The sequence below is a fragment of the Alteromonas sp. AO-Serp genome (assembly GCF_017849675.1).
Classification (GTDB): domain Bacteria; phylum Pseudomonadota; class Gammaproteobacteria; order Enterobacterales; family Alteromonadaceae; genus Alteromonas; species Alteromonas macleodii.
The window spans coordinates 1-19,357 of the sequence record NZ_JAFLMX010000142.1 but is presented as its reverse complement, the minus strand read 5'-3'; the positions used below and the strand labels follow the sequence as shown (position 1 = coordinate 19,357).

The 19,357-nt window shown below is 43.7% G+C and carries 20 protein-coding genes; 15 read left to right on the top strand and 5 right to left on the bottom strand.

The features are described from left to right. From msbA to QVA83_RS10325, 5 genes are all read left to right on the top strand, one after another. Positions 1-1,585, top strand: a 1,585-nt coding sequence (gene msbA, locus QVA83_RS10345) for a lipid A export permease/ATP-binding protein MsbA (protein WP_287498441.1), incomplete at its 5' end; no start/stop codon positions are given. Continuing rightward, the gene (gene lpxK, locus QVA83_RS10340; protein WP_287498440.1) at positions 1,582-2,613 is read left to right on the top strand and encodes a tetraacyldisaccharide 4'-kinase; all 1,032 of its coding nucleotides are present in this window, start codon (positions 1,582-1,584) and stop codon (positions 2,611-2,613) included. The genes msbA and lpxK, both read left to right, overlap by 4 nt. A gap of 5 nt (positions 2,614-2,618) precedes the next feature. Then, entirely contained in the window at positions 2,619-2,813 is a 195-nt protein-coding gene (locus QVA83_RS10335) for a Trm112 family protein (RefSeq protein ID WP_014949430.1), read from the top strand. 42 nt (positions 2,814-2,855) lie between these two features. Further along, positions 2,856-3,605 carry a 3-deoxy-manno-octulosonate cytidylyltransferase gene (gene kdsB, locus QVA83_RS10330; protein WP_014976528.1) on the top strand — a complete coding sequence of 250 codons (750 nt, stop codon included), beginning with the start codon at positions 2,856-2,858 and terminating at the stop codon, positions 3,603-3,605. 131 nt (positions 3,606-3,736) lie between these two features. Further along, complete coding sequence (locus tag QVA83_RS10325) at positions 3,737-4,396, top strand: SDR family oxidoreductase (protein ID WP_156078335.1); 660 nt, start codon at positions 3,737-3,739, stop codon at positions 4,394-4,396. Between the two features lie 131 nt (positions 4,397-4,527). On the opposite strand, the gene rimO is transcribed toward QVA83_RS10325, so the two are convergent. Next, positions 4,528-5,982, bottom strand: a complete 1,455-nt coding sequence (gene rimO, locus QVA83_RS10320; protein WP_156078336.1) for a 30S ribosomal protein S12 methylthiotransferase RimO — start codon at positions 5,980-5,982, stop codon at positions 4,528-4,530. A gap of 306 nt (positions 5,983-6,288) precedes the next feature. On the opposite strand from rimO, the gene QVA83_RS10315 reads away from it, so the two are divergent. Then, a complete protein-coding gene (locus QVA83_RS10315; protein ID WP_014976532.1) occupies positions 6,289-6,759 on the top strand; it encodes a DUF2919 family protein in 471 nt (156 codons plus the stop codon). A 90-nt stretch (positions 6,760-6,849) separates the two neighbouring features. Here the strand turns inward: QVA83_RS10315 and QVA83_RS10310 are convergent, their stop codons facing one another. Together QVA83_RS10310 and tcdA are read right to left on the bottom strand one after the other, a co-directional pair. Beyond that, positions 6,850-7,263 (bottom strand): hypothetical protein, encoded by a 414-nt coding sequence (locus QVA83_RS10310; protein WP_156078337.1) that lies wholly within the window; start codon positions 7,261-7,263, stop codon positions 6,850-6,852. Positions 7,264-7,374: 111 nt separating this feature from the next. Continuing rightward, on the bottom strand, positions 7,375-8,151 hold the full coding sequence (gene tcdA / locus QVA83_RS10305; RefSeq protein ID WP_014979275.1) for a tRNA cyclic N6-threonylcarbamoyladenosine(37) synthase TcdA: 777 nt from the start codon (positions 8,149-8,151) through the stop codon (positions 7,375-7,377). A 220-nt stretch (positions 8,152-8,371) separates the two neighbouring features. Between tcdA and QVA83_RS10300 the strand changes: the two genes are divergently transcribed. From QVA83_RS10300 to QVA83_RS10285, 4 genes are all read left to right on the top strand, one after another. Further along, complete coding sequence (locus QVA83_RS10300) at positions 8,372-9,337, top strand: glutathione S-transferase family protein (protein ID WP_156078338.1); 966 nt, start codon at positions 8,372-8,374, stop codon at positions 9,335-9,337. 84 nt (positions 9,338-9,421) lie between these two features. Then, positions 9,422-10,285 carry a pirin family protein gene (locus QVA83_RS10295; RefSeq protein ID WP_287498439.1) on the top strand — a complete coding sequence of 288 codons (864 nt, stop codon included), beginning with the start codon at positions 9,422-9,424 and terminating at the stop codon, positions 10,283-10,285. Positions 10,286-10,400: 115 nt separating this feature from the next. Continuing rightward, a complete protein-coding gene (locus QVA83_RS10290; RefSeq protein WP_231513072.1) occupies positions 10,401-10,562 on the top strand; it encodes a hypothetical protein in 162 nt (53 codons plus the stop codon). 255 nt (positions 10,563-10,817) lie between these two features. Further along, a complete protein-coding gene (locus QVA83_RS10285; protein ID WP_156078340.1) occupies positions 10,818-12,278 on the top strand; it encodes a phosphohexomutase domain-containing protein in 1,461 nt (486 codons plus the stop codon). Between the two features lie 263 nt (positions 12,279-12,541). Here QVA83_RS10285 and QVA83_RS10280 read toward each other — a convergent pair whose 3' ends face one another. Together QVA83_RS10280 and QVA83_RS10275 are read right to left on the bottom strand one after the other, a co-directional pair. Continuing rightward, complete coding sequence (locus tag QVA83_RS10280; RefSeq protein ID WP_014949443.1) at positions 12,542-12,964, bottom strand: DUF3429 domain-containing protein; 423 nt, start codon at positions 12,962-12,964, stop codon at positions 12,542-12,544. A 99-nt stretch (positions 12,965-13,063) separates the two neighbouring features. Further along, positions 13,064-14,341 (bottom strand): citrate synthase, encoded by a 1,278-nt coding sequence (locus QVA83_RS10275; protein ID WP_156078341.1) that lies wholly within the window; start codon positions 14,339-14,341, stop codon positions 13,064-13,066. A 704-nt stretch (positions 14,342-15,045) separates the two neighbouring features. Here QVA83_RS10275 and sdhC point away from each other — a divergent pair. The 5 genes from sdhC to QVA83_RS10250 form a co-directional block, all read left to right on the top strand. Beyond that, the gene (sdhC, locus tag QVA83_RS10270; protein ID WP_014949445.1) at positions 15,046-15,420 is read left to right on the top strand and encodes a succinate dehydrogenase, cytochrome b556 subunit; all 375 of its coding nucleotides are present in this window, start codon (positions 15,046-15,048) and stop codon (positions 15,418-15,420) included. Next, on the top strand, positions 15,414-15,761 hold the full coding sequence (sdhD, locus tag QVA83_RS10265; protein WP_014949446.1) for a succinate dehydrogenase, hydrophobic membrane anchor protein: 348 nt from the start codon (positions 15,414-15,416) through the stop codon (positions 15,759-15,761). Before sdhC ends, sdhD begins: the two co-directional genes overlap by 7 nt. A 1-nt stretch (position 15,762) precedes the next feature. Further along, complete coding sequence (gene sdhA, locus QVA83_RS10260; RefSeq protein WP_014949447.1) at positions 15,763-17,535, top strand: succinate dehydrogenase flavoprotein subunit; 1,773 nt, start codon at positions 15,763-15,765, stop codon at positions 17,533-17,535. 14 nt (positions 17,536-17,549) lie between these two features. Continuing rightward, on the top strand, positions 17,550-18,260 hold the full coding sequence (locus QVA83_RS10255) for a succinate dehydrogenase iron-sulfur subunit (protein ID WP_156078342.1): 711 nt from the start codon (positions 17,550-17,552) through the stop codon (positions 18,258-18,260). Between the two features lie 176 nt (positions 18,261-18,436). After that, a partial coding sequence (locus QVA83_RS10250; protein ID WP_502711463.1) for a 2-oxoglutarate dehydrogenase E1 subunit family protein occupies positions 18,437-19,357 on the top strand: 921 nt, incomplete at its 3' end.

Sequence of the window (19,357 nt, the reverse complement as noted above, 5' to 3'; positions counted from 1 at the left end):
GAAAAACGACCATGACTATCTACGTCTAGCCGCATATGCGATTGTGCCGCTCTTTTTGTTACGGGGTGTTTTCAACTTTTTAGGTAGTTACACGCTAAGCTGGATTGGTGCTCAGGTGGTAATGCGCATGCGCCAGCAGTTGTTTGAAAAATACATTCACCTTCCAGTGGCATTTCACGATAATCATGCGGTTGGCGGGCTTATCAGTAAAGTCACCTACGACACAGAGCAAGTGGCTAATGCATCTGGTAAGGCGCTGCTAACATTGGTGAGGGAAGGCGCACTGGTCATCGGTTTGCTGTGTGTCATGTTCTATTACTCATGGCAGCTTTCGCTCATATTTCTTTTAATTGGCCCGATTGTGGCAGTGATTGTTTCTATCGTCAGTAAGCGTTTTCGCGTTGTAAGTAAAAACATTCAACAATCAATGGGCAACCTAACATCGTCGGTAGAGCAAGCGGTGAAAGGTCACAAAGTTGTGATCATGTTTGGCGGTCAAGAAATAGAGCAAAAGCGTTTCGAGCAGAAAAACAATCACAACCGTCAACAGTCAATGAAGCTGAATGTCACCTCTATTTTGAGTGTGTCTTCAATACAGGTAATAGCGTCAATTGCCCTTGCAGTCGTTCTGTTTATTGCCAGCACGCCCGGTATGCTTGAAAAGCTTACAGCAGGCGTATTTATTAATGTGGTCTTTTGTATGGTGATGCTGCTTAAACCTCTTAAACAGCTCACTACCATTAATAACCAATTTCAAAAAGGTATGGCAGCCTGCGCCAGTATTTTTGAAATTCTTGATGAAGCAGACGAAGAAGATAAAGGGAAAACCAAAGTAGAGCGCGCGACAGGAAAGATTGAATTTGACGACGTTACGTTCTCTTATCCAGGAAAACAGACGCCCGCGTTATCTAATGTGAGCTTTATCGCAAACCCTGGGCAGTCGATTGCTTTGGTAGGGCGCTCGGGAAGTGGTAAATCGACCATCTCATCGCTGCTTACACGCTTTTATGTACCGCAAGAAGGTGAAATTCGCTTAGATGACACAGCGCTCAACGATATTGATCTTAAAGATCTGCGGGCGCAGTTTGCCGTAGTATCGCAAAACGTTACGCTATTTAACGATACCATAGCTAACAATATTGCTTATGGTGCGCGCCAAAACGTATCACGTAAAGACATCGAGAATGCGGCAAAGATGGCGCATGTTGAAGAGTTCTTATCAAACTTGCCTGAAGGGTTAGATACGGTTATTGGTGAAAACGGCTTAATGCTTTCGGGTGGTCAACGTCAGCGTATTGCCATTGCTAGGGCAATACTTGCCGAAGCGCCCATACTTATTCTTGACGAAGCGACATCTGCCCTTGATACAGAGTCTGAGCGCTTGATCCAAGACGCATTAGAAACGCTGCAAAAACGATGCACCAGCATTGTTGTGGCGCACCGCTTGTCTACCATCGAAAACGCAGATTGCATTATGGTAGTGGAGCAGGGGCGCATTATTGAAAAAGGTAAACACAACGAATTGCTTGAAAAAGGTGGTCACTACGCGCAACTGCACGCGTTGCAATTTGGTGAGACTAAGTGAGTCAATCACAAAGCAAAACCAAGCACGATAAATGGTATTTCGGCCATCCTTTAGTGTGGCTGCTCTCACCATTTGCGCTGCTGTTCTACTTTATTTCGGCAATTCGCCGGTTACTTTTTAAAATTGGACTCAAAAAAGCATTTAAAGCTAATGCTCCCGTTATTGTCGTTGGCAACATATCAGTGGGCGGCAACGGCAAAACGCCAGTCGTATTAGCTTTAGCCGATTATTACCAGAAGCAGGGCATAAAGGTCGGTATTTTAAGTCGTGGTTATGGCGCTAAATCATCAGAATACCCGCGATTAGTGAAAGGCGAAGATGATGCGTCTGAAGTGGGTGACGAACCTCGTTTACTGGCCATTAGAAGCCAGTGCGACGTTGTTATCGATCCAGTCCGCGCGCGCGGAGCCGCGTACTTAAGTGACGAATTACACTGCGATTTAATTATTTGTGATGACGGCCTTCAACATTACGCACTTCATCGCGACGTTGAAATTGTGGTGATGGACGATAGAAAAGTAGGCAGTGGTTATTTGCTGCCAATGGGGCCCCTTCGCGAAGGACAATGGCGCCTTGGTACCGTTGATGCGCTAGTACATAATAGCCGTTCAATGCCGACATTTAGCCATGCTGTAGCGCCTCAATATCTAATGACCTTAGTACCAGGGGACTTCACCTCTGTTTCAAACAGAGTAAGAACCAGTCCCCTTGAAGAGATACAAAAAGTGCCGTGCAGCGCAATTGCTGGAATAGGTTCACCTCAACGTTTTTTCTCTCAGCTTAAAGAAATGGGTATCCAGCTTTCTTCGGCTACACCGCTGGCGGATCACCACGCAATCACACGGTCAGACATACCGGATGGCAGAGTGTTAATGACAGAAAAAGACGCCGTTAAAGCTGCACCTTTTGCTCATAACGACTGCTGGTTTTTACCTGTTACCGCGCATTTAGCGCCAGACTTTTTTAATTTAGTAAATGTGAAACTTGCCAATGCAGGTTTGAAGATCAACCAAGACGGACAGGAATAATAACAATGGCCTTTGATAAAAAGCTTTTAGAAGTTTTGGCTTGCCCAGTGTGTAAGGGAAAATTAGTTCTGAGTGATGATAGCACCCAGTTAGTGTGTCGATTTGATAGATTGGCTTTCGATATTAAAGATGGCATCCCTGTACTTATCGAAAGTAAAGCAACTGCATTGTCGTTAGACGATGTAGACGCAACACGGTAATAAAACGTTAAACTAAGTGGTAAATAAGGGCGAAATAAAGTTATGTCATTTACAGTTGTGATCCCTGCTCGATACGGCTCAAGTCGGTTTCCTGGCAAACCCTTAGCGCTTATTGACGGAAAGCCGATGATTCAACATGTGGTTGAACGTGCTAAAGAAGCTGGAGCCGATAACGTCATTGTTGCCACGGACGATGAACGTATTCAAAACGTTGTGCTTGGTTTTGCTCAAGTATGCATGACGTCTGTCAACCACCAATCTGGAACAGAGCGCATTGCCGAGGTTATCGAAAAAGAAGGCATTGCGAGTTCTACTATTGTGGTTAACGTACAGGGGGATGAGCCATTTATTCCCGCTGAAAACATCAGGCAGGTTGCAGATAATCTTGCCAATGCGCCCCAGTGCCAGATGGCTACGTTATCTACGCCTATTGAACGTGTTGAGGATGTGTTTAACCCCAATATCGTTAAGGTGTTGGTAAACGAAAAGGGTGAGTCTATCTATTTTTCACGTTCTCCTATTCCTTTTGAACGCGATCACATGATGGCAAACCCGCAATCTGCAAATACGTCGCTGTACAAACGCCATATAGGTATTTATGCCTATCGTGCTGAATACGTTAAGCAATATGTTGCCTATGCGCCTAGCTCTCTGGAGCAAATTGAATCCTTAGAACAGCTTCGAGCCATATGGTATGGCGATAAGATTCACTGTGAGGTGGCGATAGCGCCACCGCCAGTTGGAATTGATACCCCGGAAGATCTAGAACGTCTTTTAAAGACTATAAGTTAATAAGAAATGAGTGCTGAAATAGGGCTGACGCTTTGTAGTAAATTAGCAACAAGCCTTATTTAAACAGCCAGTTCTTATAAAAGGTGAGTGAAACCTTTTAAACGCATACACATAGTAACAAGGGAACCGTTATGAACGTAGTTATTACCGGTGGCAACAGAGGCATAGGCCTTGCGCTTACCAAGCAATATAAAGCACGTGGTGCGAAAGTTTATGCTACCTGTCGAAACAGTTGCGACGAGCTAAACAGTGCAGGTGTGACAATCATCAAAGGTGTGGACGTATCCCAACCAGACATGCTGGCTGAAAAGCTTGCACCTTTAATGGACGTTAACATCGATTTGCTCATTAATAATGCCGGAGTGCTCGGACGCGAGAGTATTGACGATTGGGATCCAAATACTATCGATTATCAATTTAGGGTTAATGCATTAGGTCCACTGTTAGTTACTCAAACACTATTACCCGCAATGGCAAAAGACGGTAAAATTGCCATGATTACCAGCCGCATGGGTTCAATGACAGACAATGGTTCAGGCGGCTACTATGGCTACCGAATGTCCAAAGCCGCACTAAACGCGGCGGGAGTGTCCATGGCGAATGATCTGAAACCCAAGGGAATTGCAGTAGGTATTTTCCATCCTGGATTCGTTCAAACAGAAATGGTGAATGGAGCGGGAGATATTGATGCTGATACCTGTGCTGAGCGTTTGTCACAACGCATAGATGAGCTAAATGTATCTAACGCAGGTCGCTTCATCCATTCAAATGGTGACGAGTTGCCTTGGTAGGGAACTTCAAACTCTTGCCGCTTTAAAGCAATAAAAAACCTATCAGCGACGAGCCTGTAGGTTTTTTATTTCTTCACGTAAATAAGTGGCGTGTTAAGATTGATTTTTAAGCTACCTTGTCAGGCCTACTATTAGTTTGCTGAATCAGCGCCTTCGTCTTCTTCGTCTTGGTCTTCAGACAATACTGCCCATACGTCGTGTTCGTTAGCGTGAATAACTTCAGCCCATACACGATCGCCAGGTTTTACGTCATAAACACCGTTTAAATGAACCAGACCATCAACTTCCGGTGCGTCTGCATAGGTACGGCCGACGGCACCTTCCGCATCAACGCTGTCGATAACAACTTGATATTCGTTACCGATTCTAGCTTGAAGTCGCGCTGCGCTTATTTCGCCCTGTACTTCCATAAACCGTGCAAGGCGAGCTTGTTTCACTTCTTCTGGCACTGGATCAGGGAGGTCATTTGCTCTTGCACCTTCAACAGGGGAATAGGCAAATGCACCAACGCGATCAAGCTGCGCTTCGCGAAGGAAGTCCAATAACTCTTCAAACTCTTCTTCCGTTTCGCCCGGAAAGCCGACGATGAATGTCGAACGAATGACTAATGAGGGGCACTGTTCGCGCCACTTTTTAACGCGCTCAAGAACACGTTCAGCGCTACCAGGGCGTTTCATTAACTTAAGAATACGTTTGTTGGCGTGTTGAAACGGAATATCCAAGTAGGGAAGGATCTTACCTTCGTTCATTAGTGGAATTAGGTCATCCACATGCGGGTAAGGGTACACGTAATGTAAACGGACCCAAATGCCCATTTCGCCCAGCTTTTCACACAACTGTTGCATGTGTGCTTTAACCGGCATGCCGTTCCAAAAGCCCGTTCTGTGCTTAACGTCAACACCATAGGCGCTAGTGTCTTGTGAAATAACCAATAGCTCTTTAACACCAGCGTCTTTCAAACGCTTAGCTTCATCGAGTACGTTACCCACTGGGCGGCTGACAAGGTCGCCACGCATAGAAGGAATGATACAGAACGTGCAACGGTGGTTACAGCCTTCTGAAATCTTTAAATACGCATAATGACGAGGCGTTAATTTTACACCATGGTCAGGGATCAGATCTTCAAACGGATTGTGCTGAGGTTTTGGAAGATGATCGTGTACTTGCTCAACTACCGTTTCGTAGGCATGAGGCCCCGTGATAGCCAGTACATTTGGATGAAGCTCTCTAATTTCGTCTTCTTTAACACCTAAACACCCAGTAACGATAACTTTGCCGTTTTCTTTAAGTGCTTCGCCTATGGTGTCTAATGACTCTTCTACCGCCGCGTCAATGAATCCACAGGTGTTAACGATAACCAAGTCGGCATCGTTGTAGGTAGGGACTACGTCATAACCTTCGGTGCGAAGTTGAGTAAGAATACGCTCTGAATCAACTAAGTTCTTAGGGCAACCTAAGCTAACAAAACCAATTCTGCTGCCATTGCTTTGTTGCGAAGGTTTGTTGTCACTTAATACCTTCACTGGCGTTTCTAGCGTGGTGGTTTTATTTACTACTTTGTTTGGATTAAACGTTTCTACTGTCATCTAAAATATCACCTGGAAAATGACTGAGCTTAAAATGGCCGCGGATTATACAGGAAAACACGCTTGTACGCAGTATATATAATTAGCGACCACGATATAAATTATTGACGCATTCTCACAGTACAGCCGTAGCTTAGGCACTAAATGTGAAAACAAGTTTAAACGGCCACGGGTTTCATTGTAAAAGCGGCACGAACGAGGTTTAAAAATACCTTACTCACCCCCACATTTATTACTTCTTGAAAGTAAACATCATCAGAGTTGAATGCGCTTTAGGGTTCAAATTAATAAAATAGAAGTGAATGCATGCTTAAATTACCGCTAACTTTTTATGATGAGTCAGGGCGAATTCTTCCTCCCCGTTGGCTTTACAGCGTGTTTATACTTCTATGCATTGACTGGCTAGCGTTCGTCTTTTCTCTGGCTTCCCGCACTCAAACTAGTGAGCTACTTACGTTCTTTTACCCACAAAAAGAAACGTTAGGGTTGGGGTTAGCGGCAAGTTTACCTGTGTTAATTGCGTTATCTTTGGTTAGCCAACGAGATCGCTTATGGAAAAAAGGCTTTTTAGCATGGCGCCGATGGGTTATTCCACTCGCTCAATTGGGGGTGTTGGCATTGTTGAGTGTTCAGCTTTACTACGCTATGCATCATCACTGGGGGTTTGAAACTATTACGGGTGTAAAAATCGTTTTTTACAGTATAGCCTTGTACGCAATTTCAAAAAGTCGTCATTTAAAGTGGATGGTAGAGGATTGGGAAACACCTAACCCTTGAACCTCATTTTCCAAAAACATCTTTATTGGAAATATATTTAATGCACTCAATTGAACAGACGTTAAACTGAGTGCAAAATCTGTGAGAACGTTAGTGGCTGCCTAAGTGGTTCCCCAACGCCTGTTCATAGTAGGCAAATACGCTGATTTGACTGTCGTTAACCAGACGTTCATAGCAAATACCCGCTAAGGCATAGGTATTTTCACCAACCTGAAGAAAAACGGCAGGTGCTTTAGGATTTGACTGATCGTAAATCCATTCACCATCTAGCTGCGCTTTTAAAATTTCTCCAACGTAAGCGCCAAAGATATTACAGATGGTGAACACTGCTTCATCTTCTAACGCTAAATCGTGATATTTATCTACAAAACTAAGTAAAATGTCGTCCACCAGTGCTACGCTAGCGGGTGAGTGGTCGAGTACAATATCGAACTCATCAGCTGCTGTTACCACAGCGTCCTTCGCGCAATCTGCCATTAATTTATTGAGTTCATCAGGTGACATGTTGTTCTCCTTCTCACCGATACTTTTGTTATAACAAGCTAACGCTTAAAAAGTCGTTAAGACAAGGTGTTATAAGTTTTTGACTATTGTGCGCAAGTTATCGGCCAAAGTCTATTTTTGTCCAGTTAATCTATTTATTACACTTGCAGCGGCAAACATACCAAAGGTGGCGGTTACCGTGACCACAGCACCAAAGCCGCCTGCACAGTCTAGTCGAGTACCACCTTCCATTGCAGATTTGTTGTAACAAACCGAGCCGTCTGGTTGTGGGTAGCGCAATTGCTCTGTTGAATAGATACACTCAACGCCAAAGCGGCGTTTTGGGTTTTTACTAAAATTATAGTTACGTCTAAGCTCACTGCGTAGCTTAGCTGCTAGGGGGTCTTGTGTTGTTTTAGCTAAATCGCCTTTAGTGACTTGAGTTGGGTCTATTTGACCGCCCGCACCGCCAACCGTAACAATGGGAATTTTATTGCGTTTACAGTGAGCTATCATCGCCGCTTTAGCGCGAATACTGTCGGTGGCATCGACCACAGCGTGCATTTCTTTGGTTAAAAGTGTGGCCGTGTTGTCTGGGGTGACAAAATCCTCAATACAATTCACTTTGCAAGCAGGATTTATCAAGTGAATTCTCGATGCGATGGCGTCGACCTTTGCTTCTCCTATGGTATTGGAAAGCGCGTGAATTTGGCGATTTGTATTAGTTACGCAAACATCGTCTAAATCAATAAGGGTTATAGTACCAATGCCCGAACGAGCTAGTGCTTCTGCAGTCCAACTTCCCACACCGCCAATGCCGACTACAGCCACATGACTGTTGGCTAAATTATTAGTTTGCTGTGCGCCATATAAACGCACAATACCGCCTAAACGTGGATCATCAGACATGTTTCACTTCACTTAAAAATAAACTAACTCAAAGGCGTGTGTTTACACAAACACGTGCAAGCACGCTAGCAGGGCGCGCATCATCTCAAAAGTGGACACTAAAGATCAATACACTCCAGTTTTTTCGAATAATAAATCCGATTTTAAGCGACATACGTTCTACCCAATACATGTTTAAATGAATTCATTGTTTAATGAAGTAATAAAAAGGGGCAGGCATATGGGCTTACTCGTTGATGGAAAATGGCAAGACAAGTGGTACGACACCAGCAAAAATGGTGGGAAATTTGAGCGCCAAGCATCTAAATTTCGTGACAAAGTCAGTAACGAAGATGGTTCCACGTTTCCCGTTGAATCTGATCGCTATCATCTTTATGTCTCGTTAGCTTGTCCTTGGGCACACAGAGCGCTCATATTTAGAAAGTTAAAGGGATTGGAGGCGCATATTGATGTTTCGGTGGTACACCCTGAGATGCTTGATCAAGGCTGGGAGTTTAAAGATTACCCAGGATCAACGGGAGATAAGCTTTATAACTTTGATTATGCGCATCAAATTTATACTAAGGCAGAACCTGAGATAACCACCCGTGTCACTGTTCCAATCCTTTGGGATAAACGAACAGAAACTATCGTTAATAATGAATCAGCTGAAATTATTCGTATTTTTAACAGTGGGTTTAATTCACTGACGAATAATGAAGACGATTATTATCCTAACGCCCAACGTGAAGAAATTGATGCCATCAACAATATGGTGTATCACGACATAAATAATGGCGTGTATAAAGCTGGATTTGCTACAACGCAAGAGGCCTATGAAGAAGCAGTAACTGCATTGTTCTGCGCCCTAGATAGGGTTGAAGTAAGGTTGAGTAAACAACGTTATTTGGTTGGCAGCAAAATAACAGAAGCTGACTGGCGCTTATTTACCACGCTGATACGCTTCGACGCTGTGTATCACGGGCATTTTAAATGCAATAAAAAGCAAATCGCAGACTATCCAAACATCTACGGCTATATGAAAGAACTTTATCAAGTTCCGGGCGTTGCTGAAACGGTAAACTTCGACCATATCAAAAGGCACTATTACTACAGCCATACTATGATAAATCCAACCCAGGTAATCCCCGTTGGGCCAGAGCAAGATCTTATGTCGCCTCACGGTCGCGATAAAATGGGACGTTGAAGCACCCAAGGTCGGTAATACAAAAAGCTAAACGTGAAGCTCGTAAAAGATAGTGAAGGTTAAGATTTAAGGTAGATACACATTATGTCAGTGGTAGTGAGTGAACAAAAATCGATAGAGAAAGTGGTTACAGGTATGCCAACAAGTGATGGCGCGGGGGTGTCGCTTACTCGTATTATCGGACAACCTGATCTACCTCGCCTCGATCCCTTTTTAATGTTGGATTTTTTTGGTTCAGATAATCCAGGTGAATACATTGCTGGTTTTCCACCACATCCTCACCGTGGTTTTCAGACAGTTACTTATATGCTTGCAGGAAAAATGCGCCATAAAGACTCTGTAGGCAATGAGGGGGTTATTGATGCTGGTGGCATTCAATGGATGAATGCGGGCCGAGGCATAATACATGAAGAAATGCCAGAGCAGGAGGAGGGCTTGTTACAAGGCTTTCAGCTGTGGGTGAATCTTCCGGCCGTAGAGAAAATGTCAGCGCCGAACTATCAAGACATACAGCCAGATAGTGTACCTACAGTACACATTCAAGATGCAGTAATCAAAGTGTTAGCAGGTGAAATTGACGGTGTGAAAGGGCCTGTGAAGACAACGGCGGTTGCTCCTACTTTTTTAGACGTTGCACTACGAAGCGGGAGTTCGGAAATTGCACTGGGTTCGGATGAAGCTGCCTTTATTTATGTGTACGAGGGAAGCGTGGTCATTAATAGCGGCGAACTTAGCAAAGAAACAATTGTGTCGCAGGGAGAGCTGGGTGTTTTGTCACAAAGTGGCAAGCAGCTATCTGTATCCGCTGATACAGGTTGTAAGTTTATAGTGGTCTCAGGTAAACCTATTGAAGAGCCTGTGGTTCAATATGGGCCTTTTGTAATGAACACTCAGCAGGAAATTGTTCAGGCATTTAACGATTACCAAAGCGGTTCATTAGCAAAGTAGATACAAGGTTTGCCTGTTTTGATTCGACGATTGGTAATTATCTATGCGGACTGGTATTAGACTGGGCTTTTAATCAATACCTCTTCATTAGGTTCAGCAAGGAGTAGCACTGCCAATGCATTTTGAAAGCGTCGCCGAAAAACATGTGCTATCACTTTTAGAATTTGAGCGTAGTAACAAAGCCTATTTTGAATTGTCTATAGCACCAAGAGAGGCATCGTTTTATTCATTGGATGGCGTTGGCTACCACATTAGCGAATTGCTTTACTTACAATAGCAGAAAGTAGCTACATCAAGGCGCTTTCCATAACAGTATCTACTTCGAACTCGCGCTTTAAACTCATCGATTGAAAACAGCGTGAGCAAAACGTTGCGCTGTTCAAATTGAATTAGTAATTCACTCCCTCTAATGATTTAATATCGGTATGTCTAATCTCTTTTACGACAATAACAAAGGGGCGTATGCGCTTTTTTGTTGTAAAAAGCGATAATGTAATCATAAATAGTTAAAACACAGGGAATTTCGATCCAAATGGCAACCCCAATTACCTGCTTTAAAGCGTATGATATTCGTGGCGAATTGAACTCACAACTGAATGAAGATGTAGCGTATCGAATTGGCTATGCTTTTGCGCAAGAATTAAATGCGAAAACTGTTGTTGTTGGTAGTGATGTGCGTCTTACGTCAACACCATTGAAATTAGCGTTAAGCGCGGGTCTAATCGATGCTGGTGCAACAGTGACCGATATTGGCATGGCAGGAACAGAAGAAATTTACTTCGCTACCAAACACCGTGGCGTTGATGGTGGTATTGAAGTAACGGCAAGTCACAACCCCATTAATTACAACGGTATGAAACTGGTGAAGTCAGGCTCTGTTCCAATTAGTGGCGACACAGGCCTAAACGCGATAAAAGAGAAAGCGGAAGCACTAGAAGATAGCTTCGTGTCAGAGCGATTAGCACACTACACTGAGGGTGCGTTGATTGATGCTGATGCGTTTTTTAACGGTACGGCCCATGTAAAAGAAGACAAGCTTTCTGAGACCGATAAATATGCGGTTAAATCGTGTATGTCTGACTATGTTTCTCACATGCTTTCTTACGTTAATTTGAGCAATTTTACGCCGTTAAAAGTGGTGGTTAATGCAGGTAATGGTGCCGCAGGCCCCGCGCTAGACGCTATTGAAAAAGAAATGAAAGTGCAGGGTGTTCCGATAGAGTTTGTTAAAGTACATCACAATGCTGATGGTACATTTCCAAACGGCATCCCCAATCCATTGTTACCTGAAAACCGTGCTGATACGGCTGACGCTGTTAAAGCGTCGGGAGCTGATTTTGGCATTGCATGGGATGGTGATTTTGACCGTTGCTTCTTGTTTGACGCTGATGGTGAATTTATTGAAGGATATTATATCGTTGGCTTGCTTGCTGAAGCCTTTATCGAGAAAAACACCGACAGTAAAATCATTTATGACCCTCGCGTATACTGGAATACAGAAGATATCGTAGCGAATGCAGGTGGTACACCCATTAAGTCGAAAACCGGCCATGCGTTCATTAAGGAGCGTATGCGCAAAGAAGATGCGGTCTATGGCGGTGAAATGAGTGCGCACCATTACTTTAGAGATTTTGCCTACTGTGATTCAGGCATGATCCCTTGGTTGTTAATTGCCGAATTGGTGTGTGTGAAAAAGCAAACACTAGCGAATATGGTAAAAGCGCGAATTGAAGCGTTTCCATCTTCTGGTGAAATTAACAGTAAACTAAAAGATGCTGACGCAGCGCTGGAACGCGTTACAAGTAAATATCAGCCACTAGCCAGCGTAATCGATACTACCGATGGTTTGGGTCTGGAGTTTGGTACTTGGCGCTTTAATTTACGTAAATCGAATACTGAGCCAGTTATTCGTTTAAACGTTGAAAGTAAATGCGACATTGCGTTGATGGAACAAAAAACCGAAGAGCTACTTTCGCTCATTCGCGCTGAATAACCACGGTACTTTTCGTTAATAACGCTAGGTCAACAGGCCCTAGATAAGTAAAAAACGAAGGCGATAATATAGTGATATTATCGCCTTTTTTGTTTTCGAGATTTGAACTTGTTAAAGCTCTATTTATCAATCGCTTAAGCTGGTTATGCGTAACTTTGCGGTTTGAGTTAGACACTCGCTTAATCACCGCAGGCTTTTGCCTCTATTACTTTTTTGCAATTAACTAATGTCATGCCTTTAACGCTAAGCTGTTAGTAGTAACGTTATACGAGCAAGTAAATCATCCAGGCGTGACAGATAACAACGACACTTGTTAATCCCATCCGCAAGCTTATGTAACTTACAATCTGCTCTTTAGGAAGACTAAGGATAAACTTGTCGTAAATAAGTACGGCGACGTAGCTTAGCGATAAAACGCCAAACACCTTCACGTCGTGAGAGAACACTAAACACAACCACCCAATTATGGTCGGCAACATAGCGACTAACATTTGCTTGTCGTAACGTTGATTACTTATTGCGTCCCACCAATGGATACCACCAAAGAAAGACAATAGCACGGCTGAGTATTGGACAAAGTAAACGGCGCTTTGTGTAAGCGATAACAGGTTAAGTTGATAAGCCAGTGGCATAGCCACAAAAGGAATGAGACCGGCAATACCTAGAAAAACCGCTGAATAGGGCATTGTTGTTCCTTGAAGTAATCTTGTATAAACAAAAATAGCGCCTTAAAGGCGCTATTTTTAATATTAAGCGTAATACTTAGTTCAGTATTTACTAATTTACTACTTAATTGGCGTGTACTTACGCTTGTTATGACCAGTGTAAAGCTGACGAGGACGACCAATTTTTTGTTTAGGGTCGCTCATCATTTCATGCCAGTGTGAAATCCAACCTACTGTACGAGACAGTGCAAAAATACACGTAAACATGTTAGTTGGAATACCAATCGCTTTAAGTACGATACCAGAATAGAAGTCTACGTTCGGGAACAGTTTCTTCTCTGCAAAGTACGGGTCACTCAATGCAATCTTTTCAAGCTCCATTGCTACTTCTAGTAGTGGATCTTTAACATTAAGTTCGCTTAGTACTTCGTGACAACTTTCACGCATTACCGTTGCACGTGGATCGTGGTTCTTATAAACACGGTGACCGAAGCCCATAAGACGGAATGGGTCATTCTTGTCTTTAGCGCGTGCAATAAACTCAGGAATACGATCAACTGTGCCAATTTCTTCTAGCATGTTCAGACATGCTTCGTTTGCACCACCATGAGCAGGACCCCAAAGTGAAGCAACACCAGCAGAAATACATGCATATGGGTTCGCACCAGAAGAACCGGCAAGACGAACGGTAGACGTTGAAGCATTCTGTTCGTGGTCTGCGTGAAGCGTAAAGATACGGTCCATCGCGCGCTCAACAGCTGGGCTGATTTGATATTCTTCTGCTGGTACAGAGAACATCATGTTCAGGAAGTTAGCTGCATAGCTTAAGTCGTTTCGTGGATAAACAAACGGCTGACCTACATTGTACTTGTAGCACATAGCAACAAGAGTAGGCATTTTAGCAATTAGACGGTGCGCGCTGCGAATGCGCTGTTCTTCATTAGAAACGTCTAAATCGCTGTGGTAGAACGAAGACATCGCGCCAACGGTACCACATAGCATTGCCATAGGGTGGGCGTCGTTGCGGAAACCGTGGAAGAACATGTTAATTTGTTCATGTACCATGGTGTGACGAGTAATTGTCTCTTTAAATTCTTCGTACTGTTCTTTTGTTGGTGCATCACCGTGAAGAAGCATGTGACAAACTTCTAGGTAGTCTGCGTCACGCGCTAGTTCTTCGATAGGGAAACCGCGGTGTAATAATACACCTTGAGCGCCATCAATGTAGGTAATTGAAGACTCGCAAGATCCTGTCGCCATAAAACCTGGGTCGTACGTGAAATAACCGTGCTGGCCTAACGTACGGACATCGATTACATCTTGTCCTTCGGTGCCAGACAAGATAGGAAGCTCGATTTCCTTACCGCCGGCTTTAAGAATGGCTTTCTGATCTGCCATAAAATGCTCTCCTCAGAATGGTTCTGTTTGCAGCGAAAACGGACGAAAATATCCGCTTCGTTGGGAAAAGTGGGCGTATTTGTACTTTATTATGCACCAACAAGTCAATTTAATTGCATATTTGCACAATAAATATTCCGAATTGCTTAAAAAAATACTAGCAATCAGATAACGATTAATTAACTCGTTGGGATTTCACTTTGCCCGATACGGTGCAATTATCAATGGCTTTTCGATAAAGGTAAACCACCGAACGATAAATATATTAACAGGTTAGTTTAAAAAGTAACCTTTTGATGAGGAATAAATACGCATACAGATTAAAAGTGCTTAATTTCTCGTTGTTATGCATAGTTATTCCATTTAGCTGCTGGTAAACTTCTAAACACTGTAATTGCGCTCGTTTAAACGTGTTGCGCTCAATTTTGATCTCTTTTTATTCAAAATAATTATCATAAAAGTGTATATAGCGACTAAAGTCTTACTACGGCACAAAAAATTGTAATTATATACTACGCTGGATATACTCAGCGGTGCTTTGGAAATGGAATAATTATTCTGTTACAGGCATTAAAGAATAATTCACAAATTGTTAACAACTCAATGGATGAGGCAATTAACAGGTTAAAAATCGAATTCACTTACTCAGGACATAATAAAGGTAAGAAATTCATTATCCCCTACGGATTAAACAGGCATACATTGTGAAAAAGCAAAGACCAGTAAATTTAGAACTCAATACTATTAAATTTCCGCCCTCTGCTATTTCGTCAATTCTCCACCGTGTAACCGGTGTTGCAATGTTCTTCGCGCTACTTTTTGTTATCTGGGCATGGGCAGTTTCTGTTCATTCGCCTGAAGGTTTCGCGGACGTACAAGCAATCATGGACGGTTTCTTTGGAAAATTTGTCGCAATTGGCACAGCTTCAGCGCTTACATATCACATTCTAGGCGGCCTAAGACACGTTGTTATGGATTTAGGTCACTGGGAAGAATTAGAGTCGGGTAACACAAGTGCAAAAGCAGTAATCGCACTTTGGGTTGTACTGACCGTAGTATTGGGAGTTGCATTATGGTAACCAACCAAGCAAGCATCAAGCGTGACGGCGTACAAGACTACGTTTCACTTCGCGCTACAGCAGCAATTATTTTCGCGTACTCGGTTTTCATGGCGTGGTTTTTTATTACCACCGATAACCTAACGTTTATCGAATGGCGAGGGTTGTTCTCTGGCCTGGCTATGAAAGTTTTCACATTGGCAGCACTAGTAGCAGTGATGATCCACGTGCGCATCGGCCTTTGGCAGGTGCTTACAGACTATGTTAAATCAGCAGGTCTGCGCGCAGGACTACAATATATCTTAAATATCATCGCGTTCGGCTATGTAGCTGTTGGCCTATTCGTATTGTGGGGAGTGTAAAATGAGTTTACCCGTTCACGAGTTTGATGCAGTAGTAATTGGTGCTGGCGGTGCAGGTATGCGCGCAGCACTACAGATTTCGCAGTCTGGTAAATCATGTGCACTGTTATCAAAAGTATTTCCAACCCGTTCTCATACTGTGTCTGCTCAAGGTGGTATTACTGTAGCACTTGGTAATTCACACGAAGACAATTGGGAATGGCACATGTATGACACCGTTAAGGGTTCTGATTATATCGGTGACCAAGACGCTATCGAATACATGTGTAAAACTGGTCCGGAAGCAATTATCGAAATGGAAAATATGGGTCTACCATTTTCTCGTTTCGAAAACGGTAAAATCTACCAGCGTCCTTTTGGCGGTCAGTCTAAGAACTTTGGTGGCGAGCAGGGCGCTCGTACAGCAGCTGCAGCTGACCGTACTGGTCACGCGCTTCTACACCTTCTTTACCAGCAAAACGTAAAGAACAAAACAAAAGTTTTCTCTGAGTGGTATGCACTTGACCTAGTTAAGAACCAAGACGGAGACGTTGTTGGTTGTACCGCGATTGATATCGAATCTGGTGAAGTAGTTTACTTCAAGTCTCGCGCAGTTGTACTTGCAACAGGTGGTGCGGGTCGTATCTACGCATCTACTACAAATGCACACATCAATACCGGTGACGGTGTTGGTATGGCACTTCGTGCAGGCGTTGCAGTTCAAGATATGGAAATGTGGCAGTTCCACCCAACGGGTATCGCTGGCGCAGGAACATTGGTAACAGAAGGTTGTCGTGGTGAAGGTGGTTATCTTCTAAACAAAGACGGCGAACGTTTCATGGAACGTTATGCACCTAACGCGAAAGACCTTGCTGGTCGTGACGTTGTTGCGCGTTCAATGATGACTGAAATTCGTGAAGGTCGTGGTTGTGAAGGCCCATGGGGGACTCACATTAAGCTTAAGCTTGACCACCTTGGTAAAGACGTTCTTGAGTCTCGTCTACCTGGTATCCTTGAACTTTCACGTACGTTTGCACACGTTGACCCAGTGAAAGAGCCAATTCCAGTAATTCCTACTTGTCACTATATGATGGGTGGTATTCCTACAAATGTTGATGGCCAATGTCTAACGGTTGATGAAAACGGTAACGACAAGGTTGTTAACGGTCTATTTGCTTGTGGTGAGATAGCCTGTGTATCTGTACACGGTGCGAACCGTCTTGGCGGTAACTCACTTCTTGACCTTGTTGTATTCGGTCGCGCGACCGGTTTACACCTTGGTAAGACATTGTCTGAAATGGCACCAACACGCGACGCATCAGAGTCTGATCTTGAAGCCTCTATGACTCGTTTCAACCGTTGGGAAAATTCAGAGAAAGGTAAGGGCGAAGACCCAGTACAAATTAAGAAAGACTTGCAGAAATGCATGCAGCTTAACTTCTCAGTATTCCGTGAAGGTGAAGCAATGGCGGAAGGTCTTAAAGAGCTTAGCGAAATTCGCGAGCGTCTTAAGCATGCACGCCTTGACGACAAGAGCGCAGACTTCAATACCCAGCGTATTGAATGTTTAGAGCTTGATAACCTAATGGAGACCGCGTACAGCACAGCAGTAGCAGCGAACTTCAGAACGGAAAGCCGTGGTGCTCACAGCCGCTTCGACTTCCCGGACCGTGATGACGATAACTGGTTATGCCACAGCATCTACGATCCGAACACTGATAAAATGCTCAAACGTGAAGTGAATATGGCGCCTAAGCTTAGGGAAGCATTCCCGCCTAAAGTGCGTTCATATTAAGAGAGGCAACGATCATGCAATTAACTTTTTCGATTTATCGTTACAACCCAGAAGTAGATGCGAAGCCTCGCATGCAAGACTACACTCTAGAAGTAGAGGAAGGTCAGGACATGATGGTGCTAGACGCGCTACTTGCACTTAAAGAGCAAGATCCGTCGCTTTCTTTCCGTCGCTCTTGCCGTGAAGGTGTGTGTGGTTCAGACGGTGTGAACATGAACGGCAAAAATGGCCTTGCGTGTATCACTCCTTTATCTGCACTGGGCAAAGGTAAAATAGTAGTTCGTCCACTTCCAGGTCTACCTGTTGTACGTGACCTTGTTGTTGATATGACGCAGTTCTACACACAGTACGAAAAGATTAAGCCGTTCTTAATCAACGACAGTAAGCAGCCGCCAGCGCGCGAACACTTACAGTCACCTGAAGAGCGTGCGAAACTTGACGGTCTTTACGAGTGTATTCTATGTGCATGTTGTTCAACGTCATGCCCATCTTTCTGGTGGAACCCTGATAAGTTCATCGGTCCTGCTGGTCTACTTCACGCGTATCGTTTCCTTATCGATAGCCGTGATACGGCAACTGAAGAGCGTCTTAACGACCTTGATGATGCGTTCAGCGTATTCCGCTGTCACGGTATCATGAACTGTGTAAGTGTATGTCCTAAGGGCTTAAACCCTACAAAAGCGATAGGCCAAATTAAGTCTATGCTTTTACAACGGGCTGTTTAGTACTATATTCTGATAACTTCCTAAAGTTACAGATAGTGATGCTCTAAATAGCCATCCCAAAAGGATGGCTATTTTTTTATATATTCGCTGTTATAACACTTGGTTATGCTGAGAATAACCTTATAATACATCTTGATTGTTAACTAGATTTTATAAAACGTAGCAAGGCAAATTAAATGCAAGAAAGCGTGATGAAAGCGTGGTGGGATTCCTCGCACATGGCAGGTGCCAACGCTGCCTATGTTGAAGAGTTGTATGAAACTTATTTAGAAGACCCGCAAAGTGTCTCTGAAAATTGGCGACAAATCTTCGATAACCTCCCCAAAGTCGATGGCGTAGAGTTAGAAACCAATCATACAACAATTAAAAATCAATTTAGGCAACTTGCTGCGTTAGGGCCAACCGCCCGCATGTCTAGTCCGTCTGTGCCTTCTGCAAATGTTTCAGACGACAGGCAAGTTAAAGTTCTTCAGTTAATCAATGCGTTCCGCTTCCGCGGTCATCAGCACGCAAACCTTGACCCGTTAGGTCTATGGAAACAAGAGCGTGTACGCGACTTAGAACTATCTCACCACAGCCTTTCTGAACAAGATTTTGATACAGTCTTCAATGTAGGGTCTTATGCTATTGGCAAAGATTCTATGCCGCTTGGTGAACTGTTTAAATCGCTTAACCGCACTTACTGTGGCTCTATCGGTGCAGAATATATGCACATCACTGATACCGAGCAGAAGCGTTGGTTACAACAAAAAATTGAATCTGTTCAAGCAAAACCTGAAATTTCTCGCGATGAGAAGTTAGGCATTCTTAAAGGCCTTACTGCGGCTGACGGAATGGAAAAGTACTTGGGTTCTAAATTCCCAGGTGCAAAGCGTTTCTCGCTAGAAGGCGGCGACGCACTTATTCCAATGCTTAAAGGTTTAATTACCAAAGCTGGCACTGCGGGTACCAAAGAAGTGGTTATCGGCATGGCTCACCGTGGTCGTTTGAACGTGCTAGTTAACGTATTGGGTAAAAACCCATCGGTGCTGTTTGATGAATTTTCAGGTAAGCACGACGACTCACTAGGCGCGGGTGACGTGAAATACCACGCAGGT